The organism is Paraburkholderia silviterrae (assembly GCF_004353915.1).
Lineage (GTDB): Bacteria > Pseudomonadota > Gammaproteobacteria > Burkholderiales > Burkholderiaceae > Paraburkholderia > Paraburkholderia silviterrae.
Window position 1 is genome coordinate 152524 of sequence record NZ_SMRP01000017.1, and the last position, 19419, is coordinate 171942.

Here is a 19419-nt window from a genome sequence, read left to right on the forward strand (position 1 = left end):
CAAGATGTTCGGCAACGTGCATCCGTTCTACGGCGTGCCGCGCCAGGCGATGTGGTTCAACCTGCTCGTCTCGTTCATCTTCATGTTCTTCTTCCGCGGCTGGAGCTCCCTCGCGGCCGTGATCTCGGTGGCGACGGTCATCTCGTACCTCACCGGCCCGATCAGCCTCATGGCGCTCAAGCGCGCGGCAACCGACCTCGAGCGTCCGCTCACCGTGCCGTTCATGAAGGTCATCGCGCCGTTCGCGTTCGTGTGCGCTTCGATGATCCTGTACTGGGCGAAGTGGCCGCTGACCGGCGAAATCATCCTGCTGATGATCGTGGCGCTGCCGGTCTACTTCTACTTCCAGGGCAAGGCAGGCTGGGCCGGCTGGGGCCGCGACCTGAAGGCCGCATGGTGGCTGTGCGCCTACCTGCCGACCATGGCCGTTCTGTCGCTGATCGGCAGCAAGCAGTTCGGCGGCCACGACGTCATTCCCTACGGCTGGGACATGCTGGTGGTTGCGATCTTCTCGCTCGGTTTCTACTACTGGGGCGTGAACTCGGGCTATCGTTCGCAGTACCTGGACGAACGCGAAAAGCTCGCCGAGCTCGAAGCGCTGCCCTCCGTCTCCGAGGCCTGATACGCCTCATCGGGCGGCCAGTGAGCGGCGCGCGAAGCGCTCACGCACTGGCCGCCCGCCGTTGCCAGTCATCGGCGCCGCTGGCGATGCACGCGGCGCCGATTTCGCACCGAGGCAGCCAGTGAGCTTGCCTCCCAGCGCATCGCCTCATGGCCTGAGCGGGCCCGGCTTCAGCCCGTGTGAGGCGAAACAATTCGATCAGCACACCTACGGAAATCGGCCAGCGCGTTTTTCAGCAGCGCACGGCCGTCCTCGTTCAACACGAGACAGCCCACGGTCAACTGCTCTGCCGTATCGTCGAGCACGCGCAACCGATACGGCTGCTGCGCGAGGCGCGCATAGATCCTAAAGGCGGTTTTGTGAACAAACAATGGAGTTCGACACGAACCCATTGAGTTTGACACTCACCGTTGTCCATCACCATCGAATTCCATCCACCGCACGCGTCTGAACGTTCTTCAGCCTGTGCGGCGCTCTCCTGTCCCCTTTGACCGGTTGGTCGGGGCATCATCGCGGCCCTTCGCGGCCTCATCCATCGTCCAAACGGACTAGACGCGTGAGGCCGCCTGCCCGCGTCTAGTCCATTTGTCCGATGCCCGTCCCGCCGCGCGCTGGCATCGTGGAAGCTCCTCCAAACCAGAACGCTTCCATGGCGACGATGACCGGCGGCGATGCCGTCTACCACGCGCTGAAGGCTGCGGACGTTTCGTGCGTCTTCGGCATCCCGAGCCAGCACAACCCCGGCCTCTACGACGCCTTGTGCCGCCACGGCGTGCGCCCGGACATTCACCGCAACGCGCACCCGCAGGCCGCCGTTGAATTGGCGCGACGCCCCTCCGCCCTCTCCGGGTCGATACTGCACGCCTTTTACGAGGCGATTCCCGCATCGTTTCTGCCCGCCGTCGTGCGGGAAACCGCCAACCGGCTCGTGGGCACCGACAAGATCAATTGCGCCGGCACATCCGGAACGCACGACCGCGCCGTCGAGTTCCGGCTCTCGTCGACGCAATCCTGATTCAAATTACCCTGCACAAGGACACACAACAATCATGACGAAAAACACCTCCAACTCCGATCTGCGCGTCGTCGTGCTCGGCGCGGGCATGTCAGGCATCCTGAGCGGCATCAAGCTGCTCGAAGCCGGATACCGCAACGTGACGATCTACGAAAAGGCCGAGCGCGTAGGCGGCACGTGGCGCGAAAACACCTATCCGGGCCTGACCTGCGACGTTCCCTCTCACGCGTACACCTACTCTTTCGAGCCGAATTCCGAGTGGACCCGCCAACTGCCGCCGGGCGCCGAAGTGCAGGACTACTTCGAAAGCACGACCCGAAAATATAAGGTTGACGAACTGATTCGCTTCGGTCAGGAAGTGACCCGCTGCGCGTTCGTCGACGGGCGCTGGCACCTGGAAACGGCCAGCGGCCTGCGCGACGAGGCCGACGTGGTCATCGCGGCCACCGGCGTGCTGCACCACCCGCGCATGCCGGACATTCCCGGCCTGAAGAGCTTCGGCGGGCGCGTGCTGCACAGCGCGCGCTGGGATCATTCGGTGCCGCTGGACGGCAAGCGCATCGGCATCGTCGGCAACGGCTCGACCGGCGTGCAACTGGTGTCGGCGCTGGCGAGCCGTGCGGGGAAACTCAAGCACTTCCAGCGCACCGCGCAATGGATCATGCCGGTGGAAAACCCCACGTTCACGGAAGAGCAGAAGCAGGCGTTTCGCGACGATCCCGCGCTGCTCAAGCGCATGCAGAACGACGAGACCTATCTCGCCAACGTGGAGCGCTTCACCACGGCCGTGGCCGATGCGACCTCGCCCGAAATCGCCACCATCGAAGCGATCGTGCAGGAGAACCTCGAACGCAGCGTGCCCGACCCCGTGCTGCGCGAGAAGCTGCGCCCCAACTATCGGGCGGCCTGCAAGCGCCTGATCTTCTCGCCGGACTACTATCAGGCGATCCAGCATGAGAACGCCGAACTGGTGACCGAAGGCATCGAGACCGTCACCCACGAAGGCGTGCTCACGCGCGACGGCACCGTGCACGAGCTCGACGTGCTGGTGCTGGCCTCCGGATTCCACGCAGACCGCTTCATGCGGCCGATGCAGATCACCGGACGCGATGGCCGGCACCTCGACGACGTGTGGGCCAAACGGCCTCACGCGTACCTGGCAATCGCCCTCCCCGAGTTTCCGAACCTCTTCATGATCAACGGCCCGACGAGCCCCGTCGGCAACTTCTCGCTGATCGACGTGGCCGAGAAGCAATGGGGCTACATCGCGCAATTGCTCGATCTGCTGAAGAGCGGCGAGTGCACGGAAATCTCCGTGAAGCAGGACGCGCTCGATGCCTATGAAGCCGCCCGCCTTGCGGCCGCCAAAAACACGATTTTCGCGTCGGGTTGCAAGAGCTGGTACCTCGACGCCGAAGGCGTGCCCGCTAGCTGGCCCTGGAACTACGCCCGCTTCAGGGACGTCATGGCGGCCCCGGATCTTTCCGCCTTCGAACAGAAGCAACGCACGCTCGCGGAAAATAGTTAGCAGAAATGCTTCGTTGGCCCCCGCGAGGGGGCTGATTACACTGCGATCCATCTTGTCATAACAAGTGGATCATGCCTGACACGAACCTCATCGCGCTCGCGCCACAGCCGCTTTACGCGCAGATCAAGGAGACGCTGCGCGCGCGCATTCTCGACGGCACTTATGCGCCGCACAGCCAGATGCCCTCCGAGCATGCGCTGTGCGCGATGTTCGACGTGAGCCGCATCACCGTGCGCCAGGCGCTCGGCGACCTGCAGAAGGAAGGGCTCGTCTTCCGTTTGCACGGCAAAGGCACCTTCGTTTCGAAGCCCAAGGCATTTCAGAACGTGAGCTCGCTGCAGGGCTTCGCGGAGGCCATGTCGTCGATGGGCCATGAGATCGTCAACCGGCTGCTGGCCTTTCGCATCGTCAAGGCCAGCCGGCATGTCGCGCACAAACTCGATCTTCCCGAAGGCGCGAGCGTGGCCGAAATCCACCGCGTGCGCCTGCTCAACCGCGAGCCCGTCTCGCTCGAACTCACATGGGTGCCCGAGGCGCTCGGCAAGCGTCTGGCCGGCGCCGACCTTGCCTCGCGCGACATCTTCCTGATTCTGGAGAACGACTGCGGCGTGGCGCTCGGCCACGCCGACGTGTCGATCGACGCCATGCTCGCCGACGACGAGATCGCCGACGCGCTGCGCGTGCAGGAAGGCAGCCCGGTGCTGCGCATCGAGCGCACCACGCACGACGCGCGCGGCACGCCCATCGACTACGAATACCTCTACTTTCGCGGCGACGCGTTCCAGTACCGCCTGCGCATCGATCGCGAGAAAGCCGCGCACATAGACGAAGATTCCGTGAGGACAACGCAATGAACACCGAAATACTCGAATACGACATTGTCGTGGTGGGCGGCGGCACGGCCGGGCCCATGGCGGCCATCAAGGCGAAGGAGCGCAATCCCGCGCTCAAGGTGCTGGTGCTCGAAAAGGCCAACGTCAAGCGCAGCGGGGCGATTTCGATGGGCATGGACGGCCTGAACAACGCCGTGATTCCGGGTCACGCCACGCCCGAGCAATACACGCGCGAGATCACCATTGCCAACGACGGCATCGTCGATCAGGAGGCCGTGCACGCCTATGCGAAGCACAGCTTCACGACCATCGAGCAGCTCGACCGCTGGGGCGTGAAGTTCGAAAAGGACGGCAACGGCGACTACGCGGTGAAGAAAGTCCATCACATGGGCGCCTACGTGCTGCCCATGCCCGAAGGCCACGACATCAAGAAAGTGCTCTACCGCCAGCTCAAGCGCGCACGCGTGGCCATCACCAACCGCATCGTGACCACGCGCGTGCTCACCGACGCGCAGGGCGCCGCGTGCGGCGTCATGGGCTTCGACTGCCGCACGGCGCAATGCGTGGTAGTGCGCGCCAAGGCCGTGATCCTGTGCTGCGGCGCAGCCGGGCGCCTGGGGCTGCCCGCCTCGGGCTACCTGATGGGCACCTACGAGAACCCCACCAACGCGGGCGACGGCTATGCGATGGCGTATCACGCCGGGGCCGCGCTCACGAATCTGGAGTGCTTCCAGATCAACCCGCTCATCAAGGACTATAACGGCCCGGCCTGCGCCTACGTGACGGGCCCGCTCGGCGGCTTCACGGCGAACGGCAAGGGCGAGCGCTTCATCGAATGCGATTACTGGAGCGGCCAGATGATGTGGGAGTTCTATCGGGAACTGCAAAGCGGCAACGGCCCCGTGTTCCTGAAGCTCGACCACCTCGCCGAGGAAACCATCCAGACCATCGAGCAGATTCTGCACACCAACGAGCGCCCGAGCCGCGGACGCTTCCACGCAGGACGCGGCACCGACTACCGCACGCAGATGGTCGAGATGCATATTTCCGAAATCGGCTTTTGCAGCGGGCACAGCGCGTCGGGCGTATATGTCGATTCACGCGCGCGAACCACCGTGCGCGGCCTCTACGCCGCGGGCGACATGGCCGCCGTGCCGCACAACTACATGCTCGGCGCGTTCACCTATGGCTGGTTCGCGGGCGAGGACGCCGCCAGCTATGTGGCCGAGCGCGAGCACGCGCCGCTCGACCACGCGCAGATCGACGCCGAGCGCGCGCGCATTCACGCGCCGCTCGAGCGCACGCACGGCCTCTCGCCCGCTCAGGTCGAATACAAGCTGCGGCGCATGGTGAACGACTATCTGCAGCCGCCCAAGGTCACGCGCAAGATGGAGATCGGCCTGCAACGCTTCGACGAGATCGCCGAGGACATCGGTGCGATCAAGGCCAACAACCCGCACGAGCTCATGCGCGCGGCCGAAGTGCGCGCGATTCGCGACTGCGCGGAAATGGCCGCGCGCGCATCGCTGTTTCGCACCGAGAGCCGTTGGGGGCTCTATCACCACCGCGTCGACTATCCGCAGCGCGACGACGCCAACTGGTTCTGCCACACGGATCTGCGCAAGGACGCACGCGGCGGCATGCGATGCGAGAAGCGCGCCATTGCACCTTACGTCGTGCCGGTGAGCGCGGCGGAGCTGGGCGCCTACGAGCGCATGCGCATCCAGCGCGAGCACGCGAGCGAACCGGCGGAGGCGCTTTGAGCCCACGCTCGCGCGAATTCATGGACGAACGCCACGAGGAAAACATCATGTCTTACACGCCCCACGAAATCTTCCAGCGCAGCAGCGCACCGGTCACCATCGACGAAGCGCGCTGCATTGCCGACAAGGGCTGCACGGTGTGCGTCGATGTCTGCCCGCTGGACCTGCTCGCGATCGACGTGACGAAGGGCAAGGCGTATATGCAATTCGACGAATGCTGGTATTGCATGCCCTGCGAGCGCGACTGCCCGACCGGCGCCGTGAAGGTCGAGATTCCGTATCTGCTGCGTTAGCAGCGGGACGACGCAATCCGTGCGCGCCATCGCGCTCAATCATTTCGGATTCCATATCGACATTTAGCCATGACAGACTCCGCTTACCTGAACGCGGCGCCGCCCGAAGCCGCCGGCGCGCTCGCCCGTCTCGCCGCCGCAGACGCCACCGTGCGCCGCATCGCCGTGCTCGATCTCGCCGATCTTGAAGACGGTGCATTCGTCGCCCCACTCGTCGCGGCGCTGCGCGACGACCCCTCGCCCGAGGTGCGCCGCGAGGCCGCGCTCGTGCTGACTTCATGGGAACTGGAAGACGTGGTGGAAGCGCTGTGCGCCACGCTGCTCGACGCCGAGCCGGCCGTACGCGAAGCGGCCCAGCAGTCACTCGCGGAACTCAAGGAGCCAGGTTCGGCGCGCGTGCTGCGGCGCTGGGCGGCGCGGCCCGAGCCGTTCGTGCGGCGCGCGGCGTTGCGCAGCCTGCGCGAATTGCGCGACGCGGCGGCCTTCGAGCCCGCGCTGGCCGCGCTCGCCGACGCCGATACCGAAGTGCGCCTCGAAGCCGTGGCCGTGCTCGGCTGGCTCAAGGATGCGCGCGCCGTGGCGCCGCTGTCGGCCCTCGCCACCGAGGATGCGCATGACGCGGTACGTCGCGCCGCGGCGGGCGCGCTCGGCTTCGCCGCCGCGGACGACGCGCATGCCGGCGTGGCACTGCTGCATGCGCTCACCGACGCCGACTGGCAGGTGCGCGAAGAAGCCGCGACCACGCTCGGCAAGCTGCGCACGAGCGCCGCACGCGATGCGCTCATCCACGCGCTCGCCGACGATTACTGGCAGGTGCGCCTGCGCGCGGCACGCGCGCTCGGCCGCCTCGGCGACGCACACGCCGCAACCGCCGTGAGCACGCTGCTCGCGCATCCGATCAGCAACTTGCGCAAGGAGGCGGCGCTCGTGCTGGGCGAGTTGCCATCGGCAGCGAGTCTCGCGCCGTTGCGCGCGGCACTCGACGACCGCGACCCGGAAGTGCGCAAGGCCGTGCGCATCGCCCTGCAGCAACTCGGCGAGCGGCTCGAAGGCGGAGCGCCATGAACGTGCCCATCGAAATTCACAGTGAATCTGGCGCGCTCACCCTCGTATGGCCAGGCGGCGAGCGCCAGCGCCTGCCGCTCGCGAGCCTGCGGCGCGCGTGCCCCTGCGCGGGCTGCCGCCGCGCGCGCCTGGGTGGGCACATGAGTGGGTCCGTGAGCGATTTACCTGCCGACACTTCGCATGACGATCTCACGCTGAGCGCCATGGTGCCGATGGGCTATGGCGTGCAACTCGTCTTCAGCGACGGCCACGACCGGGGCATCTTTCCGTGGGCATGGCTCGAACGGTTCGCACCGCCAGCGGCGTGATACGAACCGCATCGTGGCACCGCTTCATGCATGCAATGCGCAAACGAAGCGATTACGACGTCTTTACAGCGCGTCGTGACACAACGACATCATGCGCTGCACCATGGTCGACGCCTCGTTGAGTTCCATTTCGCTCGTAAATAGCGCCGAGACGCTGGACAGGCGTACGGCAATGCCCGCACCGAGCAGATCGTGGCTTGCGATCTTGAGCGCAAGCTGGCCGAGGCGCACGCGATCGAGCCAATGCATCGTCAAGCCGTCCTTTTGCAGCCATTCGCGGCAGCACGAGACGACATGATCGACGCGCCACTCCTGCGTCAACGCGTAAGACGACGCGGCAATGGCCACAAGGTAGCAGAGCAGGTCCGGGCGGGCACTGCTCGCTTCGACGAATTCCGTTTTCACTGGCTTGCTGTCCCTGTTTCCAGACATAGACCCCATAGCTAAGGTCGGACCTGCCAAAAACAAGCATTCTGCATCGAAATCGCTCGCTCCGCCGCATCATTCTGATGTCATTTCATTACGCAAAAAATTCCGTCGGCCTCGAGCCACGGGCGAACCGGCTGACACTTGAAAGCCGGCACCCGGCGAAATCTGCGCGCAAGCGAAATGCAATAAAAAATCCACCGCATGCGCAATGAATTAGATCCCGTTAATAAGCACTGGGCATTAAAAAAACTCGACGGAAGCGCTTGCCTGGCGCCGCCGCCCCGGGCACGACAATTGCTGCTGCCCCGCCGCCAGCTCAATTGAATTGAAAACGAGAATCCAGACGACGATTAAAACAAACGACACAAACATTCATAAACATCAACCGTAGCCGCCAATTTCGACACGCAACATGCATCACGCATTACACGACGTCCCGCGCCGCAAGCCTCGACCCTCGACGCTATTGAGCCTCACCGCATCAGGAGTTTTTTCCATGAACAAGAACAACAAGCGTCTGCGCGCCCTGCTGTTGAGCGCGATTTTCGCCACGCCCATCGCGGCGCTTTCGCCTGCCGCACAGGCACAGCAATACACCACCGACTGGCTCGCCAACACCTACGGAACACTTGCGGCCCACGTAGGCAACGGCGCGCGCTCGATGTGGGTCGCGCCCGAGGGCGTCATCTACACAGCCTCGTTCTGGGACGAGAACGAGGGCGGCATGGCGATCTATCAGAACGGCAAGAGTCTCGGCTCGATCGGCCTGCACAATGAATTCCAGGGCGGTGCCATTACCGGCAACCTCACCTCGGTTTTTGCCGCCATGCAGGCAGGCACCGCCTATGGCAGCGGCACGGTGGGCCGCTACAACCGCGCGAGCGGCCAGCGCGATCTCACCATCAACGTGAGCACATGGAAGGCGGTCAGCCGCGCCGACGCCATCACGGGCCTCGCCACGCAAAACTCGCTGCTCTACGCCAGCGACTTCTACGGCAACCGCGTGCGCGTCTTCACGACCGACGGCGCATGGCAGCGCGACATCGCCATCGCGAGCCCGGGCGCCCTCGCGCTCGACAGCTCAGGCAACGTCTGGGTCGCGCAAAAGAGCGCGGGCGCCATCACCGGATTCAGCCCCGCGGGCGCGCCGTTGCAGACGATACAGATGCCCGCGGGGTCGCAGCCCTCCGCGCTCTACTTCGACACATCCACAGGACTGCTCATGGTCGGCGACGAAGGCCCCGACATGAACATCAAGCTCTACAGCCTCGCGGGCACGCCCACGCTCACGGGCACCTTCGGCGTGCAGGGCGGCTACCTGAACACCACGAGCGGCACCAAAGGCCAGGTGGGCGCGCAACGCTTCACGCGCATCACGGGCATCGGCAAGGACACGTCCGGCAACCTCTACGTGCTCAACAACCCATGGGGAGGCGCCTGGGACCTGGGCCGCAATGGCGGCACCGACATTCACGCCTACGATCCCAACGGCAATCTGCTCTGGAAGCTCCAGGCGCTGAACTTCGAGGGCGTGGCCGCGCCCGATCCGGCCACCGACGCCACGCTGTTCTACAGCGGCACCGATATCTTCACGGGCACGGCGGGCGGCACCTTCGTCGCCAACACGGTGGATCCGTTCACCTACCCGAGCGACCCGCGCCTGAACATGAACGACACGCAGCGCGACGAGCACTTCGGCCAGCTCGTCTCCGTGGGCGGCAACCGCATCCTCGTGGCGTCGGGCCAGAACCCCGCCGTCTTCTACTTCTTCCACTTCAATCCCGCGAGCGGCTACATCGCCATTCCCGACGGCGCGCTGCCCGGCGCCCTGTTCAATACCTCGACCGCGGTCACGGGCGGCTTCTGCATCGACAGCAAGGGCGACGTGTGGGCCGGCCTCGACCGCACGAACCACATCTATCACTACCCGCTCACCGGCTTCGATGGCAACGGCAAGCCCTCATGGGGACCGCCCATCACCGTTTCGACGCCGCAAAGCGCGCGGCCGATCACGCGCATCGTCTATCTGCCCGAAAGCGACACGATGATCCTCGCCCAAGGGCTGGCCGGGAGCTGGGACTGGACCGCCATGAACGGCCATATCGAGGTGTATCACGGCTGGTTATCAGGAAACCGCGACAACAGCGGCAACAGCGGCAACCGCACGCCGAATGCGGTCATCAACCTCACCAGCGCCAATCCGAAGTCGATCACGGCGGCGGGCAATTATCTGTTCGTCGGCTACGTGCATACGGTGCCGAATATCGATGTGTTCGATCTCACGACGGGCCAGCAGGTCACCACGCTGATCAATGCGAGCCCCGGCACGGTGGACGTGGGCAACGACGTGGACTCGATGTACGGCCTGCGCGCGTATTTGACCTCGAACGGGCAGTACGTGATCACGAAGGACAATTACAACGGCAGCAGCGTAGTCGTGCAGCGCTGGACCCCTTGAATGCGGGAGTGTTGAATTTTCGAGACGATCGGTCTAATATCGCGTTCATGGACGCTCCGACCGTAAAGCCGCGCCGCGGCAGACCCCCAAAAGACCCGCGCGCTCACGCCGACACGCGTGCCTTGCTGCTTCGCGCGGGCCTGGAAATGCTCACCGGGCAGAGCTTCGCGGCCACCGGGCTCGACGCCGTGCTCAAGCGCGTGAGCATTCCGAAGGGCTCGTTCTATCACTACTTCGAGAGCAAGGAGGCGTTTGGCCGCGAGCTGATGGCCGCGTACGACGCCTACTTCTGCGCGAAGCTCGACCGCTGGCTCCTCGACGAGACGCGTCCCGCGCTGGAGCGGCTCGGCGCGTTCGTCGAAGACGCCAGGGCCGGCATGGCGCGCCATGGCTACACGCGCGGCTGCCTCGTCGGCAACCTCGGCGTGGAGGTCGATGTGCTCCCCGAAGACTTCCGCGAGCGCCTCGAAAGCATCCTGCAAGGCTGGCAGGCGCGCGTGGTCGCGTGCCTGCGCGATGCGCGGCGCGAAGGCGCCATCTCGAAGCAGGCCGATCTCGACGCGCTAGCGGCGTTCTTCTGGATCGGCTGGGAAGGCGCCGTGTTGCGCGCGCGGCTGGTGCGAGACAGCGCGCCGCTCGACACGTTCTTCCGAGGTTTCATCGCCGGGCTGAATTTCACGCAGTAGTCAAAGCGCCCTGCCCGGCTCCCGTTTCCCTTTCGTTTCATCAACGAGGCACTCATGTTCAAAGCCATTCTGGTTGATAAGGAATCCGGATCATATTCGGCACGCATTGCCGAGCTCGACGAAGCGCGCCTGCCCGACGGCGAGGTGCTCGTCGACGTGCAATACAGCACGCTCAACTACAAGGACGGTCTCGCGATCACCGGCAAGGGGCCGGTCGTGCGCAGCTTTCCCATGGTGCCGGGCATCGATTTCGCCGGCACGGTCGTCCAGAGCGCGGACCCGCGCTACGCCGCGGGCGACGCGGTCGTGCTCAACGGCTGGGGCGTGGGCGAGCAGCATTGGGGGGGCCTCGCGCAAAAGGCCCGCGTAAAAGGCGACTGGCTGATTCCGCTGCCGCCGGGCTTGAGCGCACGGCAGACCATGGCTGTCGGCACCGCGGGCTATACCGCGATGCTCTGCGTGCTCGCGCTCGAGCGCTACGGCATCGGTCCCGGTCACGGCGACGTGCTCGTGACTGGCGCGAGCGGCGGCGTCGGCAGTTTCGCGATTGCGCTGCTGGCACGGCGCGGCTATCGCGTCGTGGCATCGACCGGCAGGCGCGAGCAAGCAGCGTATCTGGAGCAGCTCGGCGCCGCCGAGGTCATCGACCGTGCAACGCTCGCCGAACCGGGCAAGCCGCTGCAAAAAGAGCGCTGGGCGGCGGCCATCGACTCGGTCGGCGGCCACACGCTGGCGAACGTCTGCGCGAGCCTGCGCGCCGACGGCGCCGTGGCGGCCTGCGGCCTCGCGCAAGGCATGGACTTGCCCGCCACGGTCGCGCCGTTCATCCTGCGCGGCGTGAGCCTCATTGGCGTCAATAGCGTCACGCGCCCCTTCGCCGAGCGCCAGCAAGCCTGGCAAGCGCTGGCCGGCACGCTCGATCTGAGCGCGCTCGACACGATCACGCGCGAGATCGGACTTGCCGAAGCGATTCCGGCCGCGAGCGACCTGCTCGAAGGACGCGTGCGTGGAAGGCTCGTCGTGGATGTGAACAGCTAGGCGCTTTTCGCCAGACCCTCGCGCGAAGCGGCAGCCGCCGCGGCGGTTTCGCGGTGGAGCGGGCGCGTGAGCTCCACTGGGGGGTGAGCGCGGCCACGCTCCCGCTTGGCGAGCCGTGCGAGAATTCCGTGTGCCCGCTGGTGTGAGCCGCATCGCCGCTGCCGATGCGCCACCAGCCCCCTCACTTCACCGGAAAAGCCATGAAACAAGCGCTTCAAATCGATTTCGTCTCCGATATCGCGTGCCCCTGGTGCGCGATCGGCCTTTCCTCGCTGCAGCAGGCGCTGAAGAACCTCGACGACAGCGTCGACGCGACCATCGCCGTCCACCCGTTCGAACTGAATCCGGACATGGGGCCCGGCGGCGAGACCATCGTCGACTATCTCGGCAAGAAATACGACCGCACGCCGGAGCAGATTGCAGAGACGCAAGAAGCAATCCGCGAGCGCGGTGCGAGCGTGGGCTTCACGTTCGGGCCGCGCACGCGCATCTATAACACCTTCGACGCCCATCGCCTGCTGCACTGGGCGGGCCTCGAAGGCAAGCAGCTGCCGCTCAAGCTCGCGCTGCTGCGCGCCTATCACGGCGAAGGCAAGGACACGAGCGACCACGACATGCTGATTCAGGCCGCGCAATCGGTGGGACTGGATGCGGATCAGGCGCGCAACGTGCTGGCAAGCGGCGCCTATGCCGACGAAGTGCGCGCGGAAGAACAGCACGCGCAGGCCATGGGCATCCAGTCGGTGCCGGCCATCGTCTTCAATCAGAAGTATCTGGTGAGCGGCGGCCAACCCGTCGAAACGTTCGAGAACGCCATCAAGCAGATTCTTGCCGAGGGCTGAAACCGCGCCTCGTGCGGGTGATTGAGGCGGCACAGGCGGCGGGGGCGGCGATTGCACCAGCCGCCCCCGCCGACGCATTGCATCGATCCGGCATCTCAGTGGAGCCACCATGTCGGCAGTGTCGGCGTTCAAGCTCGTTCTGCTTTCGCTCTTCGCCATCGTCGCGCTGGAACTGCTCGCCAAGCGGCTGCGCCTGCCGCCCGCCGCCGCGCTGCTGGTGGGCGGCGCGGCCATGGCATTCGCGCCGGGCCTGCCGCCCGTCGTCATCGACCCCGATCTCGTCCTGATCGTGTTCCTGCCGCCGCTCCTGATGGACGGCGCCTATTTCTTCGTCTGGGCCGACTTCAAACGCCATATCACGCCCATCCTGCTGTACGCGATTGGCGCCGTGGCGTTCACGACCTGGGCCGTCGGCCTCGTCGCGCATTGGGTGGCGCCCTCGCTGCCGTGGGCCGTGTGCTTCGCGCTGGGCGCGGTGGTCTCGCCGCCCGACGCCGTGGCCGCGCGCGCCGTGCTCGAGCGGCTCGCGCTGCCGCGCCGCCTCATGGTCCTGCTCGAAGGCGAAAGCCTGCTCAACGACGCAGCGGGCCTCGTGCTGTTCCGCCTCGCCGTGGCCGCCGCGCTCACGGGCGCGTTCAGCAAGTCGGGCGCCTTGCTGAGCTTCTCGGGCCTCGCGCTCGGCGGCATCGCCGTGGGCTGGTGCGTGGGCTACCTCACGATCACCCTGCTGCGCCTGCTCGACGACGACTATCTGATCATCACCACCGCCGTGAGCGCCGCGTGGTTCAGCTATATCGCGGGCGAGATGGCCGGCGTGTCGAGCGTGATCGCCACCGTCACCTGCGGCATGTATCTGGGCTGGCATCAGCACGAGGTCTTCTCCGCGCGCGTGCGCATGCGCGGCACGGCGTTCTGGCAGGTGCTCGTATTCGTGCTGGAAGCGCTGGTGTTCGTGCTGATCGGGCTCTCGCTGCGCGGCGTGATCTACCGGCTCGGCGGCGCGGGCGAGGCCATCGCGCAACTCGGCCCGGCCGCGCTCGCCGTCGTCGCGGCGGTCGTGCTTTCGCGCTGCGTGTGGGCCTTCGGGCTCGAAACGATACGCCTGGTCGCACATCGCCTCGCGCCGCGCCGCGTACAGTGCGCCGATTTCCGCTCGGCTGCGGTGGTGAGCTGGGCGGGCATGCGCGGCGTGGTCACGCTCGCGATCGCGCTCACGCTGCCCGCCGCCCTGCCCGGGCGCGACCTCATCCTGTTCGCGGCGTTCGCCGTGATCCTCTTCACGGTGCTGCTGCAGGGCCTCACCATCGGGCCGCTGATTCGCCTCGTGAGGCCGCTGCAGGACGCCGAGGCAGCGGCCGGCTATCTCACCGAGCCGCAAGTGTGGGCACGGCTCTTCGAGGTGCAGTTCGAAGCCATTCAGCCGCTCGTGCACGCGCCGGACGGCAGCGTGATCCACCCGCGCCTGCTGGAGCAGTACACCTATCGGCTCAGGCTCTCGCGCTCGTTCGAAAGCGCTACGAGCTTGCCGGGCGACATCCGCACTGCCCATTACGACGTTGTGCTCGCCGCCGTGCACGCGGGCCGTGTGGAAGTCTTGCGGCTGCATCGGGCCGGCAGCATCAACGATGAGATGCTGCACAGGGTCGAGCGTGATCTCGATCTCGAAGAGGTGGGTGCGCAGCATTCGCGGGGGTGACCTTGCTAGCGCAACATTGAGGTCACGCCGCAAGTCCCCAATGACCATCTATCGGCATGGCCGTCTTTCCGGATACGACATAGCGCACCTTGCGCGATTTCCCCTTGATACCACCAGCCTTTATGGATGGGATGCCGAGACCGCGCCGCAGATTATTGACGGACTTGATACAGCACCCCACCCGTTTGGCAATCTCTGCATCGGACATGGTTCCGAGCAACACCATTGTCTCGTCCGACCACGCATGCTGCGCGCGGGCAATGCCAAGCTCCTGCCGCTTTTTGTGAACAGCAGTTTTAGACAGGCCGATACGGGCCGCAACTTCTGCGTCGGTCATCGTGCCGAGCAGAGCGACTTCCCCGTCGCTCCACTTGCGAGACGCACGCGTAGACGCGATGCCAAGCGCGCATCGTTTTGCGCGGGCGACATAATCCGATACACCGAGCGTTCGTGCCACCTCGGCATCGGGCATGGTTCCAAGCAAGGCGATATCCTTATCGCTCCAGGTGTCGCCCGGCAAGCGAACCGCTGCGATCCGCAGGCTGCGCCGCTTCATGGCGACTGACCAGGCGCTCAATCCAATCTGTCTCGCTACCTCCTCATCAGGCAACGTTCCAAGCAAGGCAAGATGGTTCGGGGTCCACTTGTGACAACCTGCATTGCCCTGTGCGCGCGCAGATGGAATGCCCAATTCGCGACGTTTCACGTTGACTGCGTTCGTCGTCAAGCCTGTGCGGCTCGCCACTTCCGCATCGGAGACCACGCCAAGCAATGCGACCTCGTCAGCAGTCCATATGTGTTGTACGCGTGTTGATGCAATGCCGAGCACCTGACGTTTTTTCTGTACGGTGATAACGGTCACACCCATTTTCCTCGCCACTTTTGCATCGGACATTGTCCCGAGCAAGGCGATCTCGTTGTCTGTCCATACGTGACGCGTCCGAACCTCATTGATGCCTGGTCCGTATCTTCGCGCGCTTATATTCGCGCATAGACTGGGAAGGCCTTTCGAAGGCGCGGCGAGTTGCTCGACAAACTGACCGAAGCATGTCACGGATTCCTTGTTTCCCATGAGCTTCTTCGACATTCGCTCGCGGTACGACGGAATACCGAGTTCGCGCCGCTTTTTCCAGACAGCAAACGGCGAGGCGCCGATCTGCTGTGCGATGGTTTCATCCGGCTTCATACCGAGAAGTGCAATGTGCCAGTCTGTCCACTGAGTCTTCAGGTGGCCCTGTTTGAGCGCCGATGGAATGCCATGACTCTTTCGCGCGTTGAAAACAGTCTGCAGACAAACGCCGAGGCGTTGCGCGACTTCGGCGTCGGGCATCGTTCCAAGCAGTGCAAGCGCATCGGCTGTCCAGGCGCTACGAGGACCTGTCACATCGCGTACTGACGGGATGCGCAATTTGCGGCGCTTCGCGCCGATAGTCGACTGCGGTATGCCGAAGCGCTCCGCAATCTCGCGGTCGCGATACTTGCCGAGCATGGCGAGAATGTCCGCGGTCCATTCGCGATGCACGCATACGCGTATTGATGGAATCCCGAGTTCGAGCCGCTTTCGATTGACGGTCGCGGCGTTCGAACCAATACGCTGTGCGACTTCGGCGTCAGGCATCGTTCCGAGCAGCGCAAGGTCGGCTTTCGTCCATGTTCGGGACCGCTTGCCCCTGGGCCTGGCGCCCCTGGTTGAAGGGATTCGCCGATCGTATGTGCCAGGCCTGGCGTTGCCCGCACGGCGAAGCGTCTTCTCACGGCCCGAGACCGATGCGGCATGATCGATCTGCGAAATCGTATGTTCGAAGCGCTGGTTCATTTGGCGGCCTCCTGTTTCTGCTCGTCGTACTTCAGGCCGCTAGCGTGGTAGCGCTGCTGGATATCTTCGGGTGTCAGGTCGCTACGGCCAATACCAATGTTGCGTACGTCACCGGTATGGCGGAAATTGCTCTCCACCGGGGGATAGCTGATCCACTCACCGAGATAATCAAGTGTTGCGCCTGCCCAGAACGGCGAATCCTTCCGTACTGGAACGTGAAAGATGAGTTCAACGAGATTCTTCGGAAGGCCACCTAATGCATCGATAATGCCAATCGGATAGAAGAATTCGCCTTTCGCGGTCCGGCCATCTTCGAACTTGTCGCCGCGTCGGATAGGCTTCATCCCCAGACTCTCGAAACGTTCCCAAGGGATATTGGTGTGCAAACTGTCAGTGATCCGGATGCCGAACTCGCTGACACGTGGTTCACCATTGATGAGGTTTGGTTTCTCGAAAACAAAAGTAACGGTCATGACATCTTCCGGAAACCAGTAATATTCAGCTTTAATTGAATTTTCATAATGTAGCTTTGGATTACCAATACTCTGAATCACGTCATCAAACGACATTTCGCCCGCGACCCATTTGAGGCCGATATCGGTGTATCTCAGTACAGATTCCTGCTGCGCTGCCGTCATCTGATTTTGCTGGATGGCTTCCATCTTACTGTCCTCCGCTCGTGCTGCCTGCGGGATTGCCGTGAGACCCAGTGAGCTTGCTTGCAGCGTAAGCCAGCTCATAAGCGCTGCTACACCGGTCCTCAGGATACGTTTTGAGCAGCAGGCCCAGACCCGCATTCCAGTAGTTGGTTGCCATTTCCCCGCAGAAGAAGGCGTCGTTCTCCCATGGTCTTGCGGTGTAATCGACGCGACACCGGTTCGGTTCTTCCACCATTGCATCAACATCAATTGCTGTTCCTCCGAGACCCACATGCTGTAAAAGGTCACGCGCTGCCGTGCGCGCACGCTGATATTCGGCCTCCATCGCTATTTTGTCCGGCGCATAGGGCGGGCAGTATCCCGCCTTGCGCCACAAATTCAGGGTAGACAGATACAGGCCCACTGCCATGCGCTTCAGGCTGATGAGGGGCGCTGTTTCGGTGGGTAAGGGACTGCTTGCTGCCAGACTTACGATCCGCTGCAGCGAACTCGGCGATCTATCTCCCGATATAGCCATGACCGCAGGCCATTTCGCAATATTGGGAATCTCTTCGAAATTGCCCGGGAACTGCTGAACCAGCGCAAAGACCCAGAAATTCTGCTGACAGTGACGCGATTCATGGTAGATCGTATCGGCAAATTCTCGGAGTTGTTTGAGCTGTGCGTTGCGTGTTACCGGATCTGATGGTTTTGCCGCATTACCGATGCGGAACAGGGGTTCCAGTGTGGAGAGATTCAGCAGCATGAGCCAGCTACTCGGCGCGAAGGCCCCATGCTCGGATGAATTTCCCGGCGTATAGGCGGCAATCGGCGGCACCACGTCAGCGGGAATGCCAAAGCCCCCGGTGTGACTGGTTAATGCGTCAGTCATGACGGGAGTGAGCAACTTAAAAAGCTGAATTGTCTGAGTCTCGCCAATCGGCCATTTCAATTTGAGTGCGGGAGCTGCACCCGCAGGTCCGAACCAGGCATCGCCCCACTGAATCTGGTTGAGCAGGACCGCCTGCATAGCCTTCGCATAGTCGCGGGCAACCGGATACATGAGTTGCGCCCTTCGCTCTGGGTCGGCATCGGAGTAGCGCATTCCCCATCGATCAGGTGTACACAGCGCATAGGTCGGCTCTATTCCGGCGGTGGTTGGGCCAGGCCTGACCTTTTTCAGAATATAGGGCCCCACCTTGTGGAAATCATTGTCTTCCGTATTCTGTCCACCGCTCATGCCTGCATATCTCCCTGAGAATTAAAAGCGCTATCTACAGCCTTTGTCAGCATGGGCTGGTGATTCGCGAATACCGTGCCGTCGGGTCGCAATAGCTGAAGTTCCGCGATCTGCATGCGTTGGCCCATTGCCAGTGACGTTTCCCCATGTGCACCGGAGATGCCTTCGATGAGCTGTCCGTCATCGAGCTTGATACGGTAGCGTTGCTGCGCCATGGCGAAACCTGAGCCGTCATCCGGTAATACATAGTGATCGACGACCTTCGCTTTCCCGATATCCGTGATGGGTGATTGAACCGGTACGTCCTTCGGGTCGTCCGTCGCGTGAGACCCTGCGTGAACGAGGAATTTTCCGTTCGTATATCCGAGAATCCCATCGGAGCCGAGCGTCACCTGCGTGCCGCCGCCATTCAGCACAATGCACCTTGCAGTTAAGCGGATTTCATCCTGTGCACTCAGAATGCTGATGGCTTTTTGCGCGATCAAGTCCAGCTCATCGGTCCGTGACTCGATACGAATCCGCCCAGGCGTGATCAGCGTGATTGCCTTCTGCGCGTAGAGAGAGATCTTCTCGAACACGGAGACAAGAAGCGAATGGGCAGACGCAATGGCGACATTTCCACCCGCGCTGATCGCCGTATGCCTTTCGCTCGCCAGGTGAGTCGTCCCCTCTGCCGTCGCATGCAGGTTCGCCGCGCTTGAAATCGCAATATCCGGATTCTCGAACTCGGGGAAGTCATTAGAAGGCGTGCCGCCATCGCCACGAAGCGCTGCATTAGCTTCCTTGATCTCTTTCGCCACGTCGCGTTGATGGCCTGTCGTATCCTGTGCGCCGTTCCTGTGGGCAACATCGCCCATCTTTTCCTGAAAATCACGTCCCTGGGTAAGGCGTGCGATGGTTTCGGCCAGTTCCTTGACCTTGCCCGCCCCGCCAGCGCGTCCCCAGGACGTCAGCAGCAGCCCAAGCGCCGCCCGGAGTACGCCGTTCTTGTCGCTGCGCAGCTCAAAGCCTTCGCCCCTGGCATCCTGACGCCCCGCATTGCCCTCGATGCGTGTGATATAGCCCAAGCTCAGGCTCGATTTCGCATGGTCGCTTGCGAGCTGGGCCTGCTGCCGGTTCTCGGTGTCGTCCAGCGCGAGATGGTTGGTC

General features: G+C 63.6%; 17 protein-coding genes and 1 pseudogene. 13 read left to right on the plus strand and 5 right to left on the minus strand.

Annotation, left to right across the window (positions count from 1 at the left end; translation table 11 throughout):
• The 8 genes and pseudogenes from EYW47_RS42090 to EYW47_RS27590 form a co-directional block, all read left to right on the plus strand.
• Positions 1-622 (plus strand): annotated as a pseudogene (locus tag EYW47_RS42090) (amino acid:proton symporter); the annotation flags it as partial.
• A gap of 649 nt (positions 623-1271) precedes the next feature.
• Complete coding sequence (locus tag EYW47_RS27560; protein ID WP_165976691.1) at positions 1272-1637, plus strand: thiamine pyrophosphate-binding protein; 366 nt, start codon at positions 1272-1274, stop codon at positions 1635-1637.
• Positions 1638-1671: 34 nt separating this feature from the next.
• Complete coding sequence (locus tag EYW47_RS27565) at positions 1672-3165, plus strand: flavin-containing monooxygenase (RefSeq protein WP_133198003.1); 1494 nt, start codon at positions 1672-1674, stop codon at positions 3163-3165.
• Between the two features lie 71 nt (positions 3166-3236).
• The gene (locus EYW47_RS27570; RefSeq protein WP_133198004.1) at positions 3237-4019 is read left to right on the plus strand and encodes a GntR family transcriptional regulator; all 783 of its coding nucleotides are present in this window, start codon (positions 3237-3239) and stop codon (positions 4017-4019) included.
• Positions 4016-5761 carry a fumarate reductase/succinate dehydrogenase flavoprotein subunit gene (locus EYW47_RS27575; RefSeq protein WP_133198005.1) on the plus strand — a complete coding sequence of 582 codons (1746 nt, stop codon included), beginning with the start codon at positions 4016-4018 and terminating at the stop codon, positions 5759-5761. The genes EYW47_RS27570 and EYW47_RS27575 overlap by 4 nt, the downstream gene beginning before the upstream one ends.
• A gap of 47 nt (positions 5762-5808) precedes the next feature.
• Complete coding sequence (locus EYW47_RS27580; protein WP_028218191.1) at positions 5809-6054, plus strand: 4Fe-4S dicluster domain-containing protein; 246 nt, start codon at positions 5809-5811, stop codon at positions 6052-6054.
• Positions 6055-6123: 69 nt separating this feature from the next.
• On the plus strand, positions 6124-7119 hold the full coding sequence (locus tag EYW47_RS27585) for a HEAT repeat domain-containing protein (protein WP_133198006.1): 996 nt from the start codon (positions 6124-6126) through the stop codon (positions 7117-7119).
• Positions 7116-7427 (plus strand): DUF971 domain-containing protein, encoded by a 312-nt coding sequence (locus EYW47_RS27590; protein ID WP_133198007.1) that lies wholly within the window; start codon positions 7116-7118, stop codon positions 7425-7427. Before EYW47_RS27585 ends, EYW47_RS27590 begins: the two co-directional genes overlap by 4 nt.
• Before the next feature lie 63 nt (positions 7428-7490).
• Here EYW47_RS27590 and EYW47_RS27595 read toward each other — a convergent pair whose 3' ends face one another.
• Positions 7491-7832, minus strand: a complete 342-nt coding sequence (locus EYW47_RS27595; protein ID WP_240763944.1) for a hypothetical protein — start codon at positions 7830-7832, stop codon at positions 7491-7493.
• A 520-nt stretch (positions 7833-8352) separates the two neighbouring features.
• Here EYW47_RS27595 and EYW47_RS27600 point away from each other — a divergent pair.
• From EYW47_RS27600 to EYW47_RS27620, 5 genes are all read left to right on the plus strand, one after another.
• A complete protein-coding gene (locus EYW47_RS27600) occupies positions 8353-10314 on the plus strand; it encodes an SMP-30/gluconolactonase/LRE family protein (RefSeq protein ID WP_133198009.1) in 1962 nt (653 codons plus the stop codon).
• 47 nt (positions 10315-10361) lie between these two features.
• Positions 10362-11000 carry an acrylate utilization transcriptional regulator AcuR gene (acuR, locus tag EYW47_RS27605; protein WP_133198010.1) on the plus strand — a complete coding sequence of 213 codons (639 nt, stop codon included), beginning with the start codon at positions 10362-10364 and terminating at the stop codon, positions 10998-11000.
• 54 nt (positions 11001-11054) lie between these two features.
• Entirely contained in the window at positions 11055-12038 is a 984-nt protein-coding gene (gene acuI / locus EYW47_RS27610; protein ID WP_133198011.1) for an acrylyl-CoA reductase (NADPH), read from the plus strand.
• A 200-nt stretch (positions 12039-12238) separates the two neighbouring features.
• Positions 12239-12880, plus strand: a complete 642-nt coding sequence (locus EYW47_RS27615; RefSeq protein ID WP_133198012.1) for a DsbA family oxidoreductase — start codon at positions 12239-12241, stop codon at positions 12878-12880.
• Positions 12881-12989: 109 nt separating this feature from the next.
• Entirely contained in the window at positions 12990-14576 is a 1587-nt protein-coding gene (locus EYW47_RS27620) for a Na+/H+ antiporter (RefSeq protein WP_133198013.1), read from the plus strand.
• Positions 14577-14598: 22 nt separating this feature from the next.
• Here the strand turns inward: EYW47_RS27620 and EYW47_RS27625 are convergent, their stop codons facing one another.
• The 4 genes from EYW47_RS27625 to EYW47_RS27640 all read right to left on the minus strand — a co-directional run.
• A complete protein-coding gene (locus EYW47_RS27625; RefSeq protein ID WP_133198014.1) occupies positions 14599-16392 on the minus strand; it encodes a hypothetical protein in 1794 nt (597 codons plus the stop codon).
• Positions 16389-17054, minus strand: a complete 666-nt coding sequence (locus EYW47_RS27630; protein ID WP_133198015.1) for a hypothetical protein — start codon at positions 17052-17054, stop codon at positions 16389-16391. Before EYW47_RS27630 ends, EYW47_RS27625 begins: the two co-directional genes overlap by 4 nt.
• 1 nt (position 17055) lies before the next feature.
• The gene (locus EYW47_RS27635; RefSeq protein WP_133198016.1) at positions 17056-18270 is read right to left on the minus strand and encodes a hypothetical protein; all 1215 of its coding nucleotides are present in this window, start codon (positions 18268-18270) and stop codon (positions 17056-17058) included.
• The coding region (locus EYW47_RS27640) for a type VI secretion system Vgr family protein (RefSeq protein ID WP_133198017.1) at positions 18267-19419 on the minus strand (1153 nt) is incomplete at its 5' end. The genes EYW47_RS27635 and EYW47_RS27640, both read right to left, overlap by 4 nt.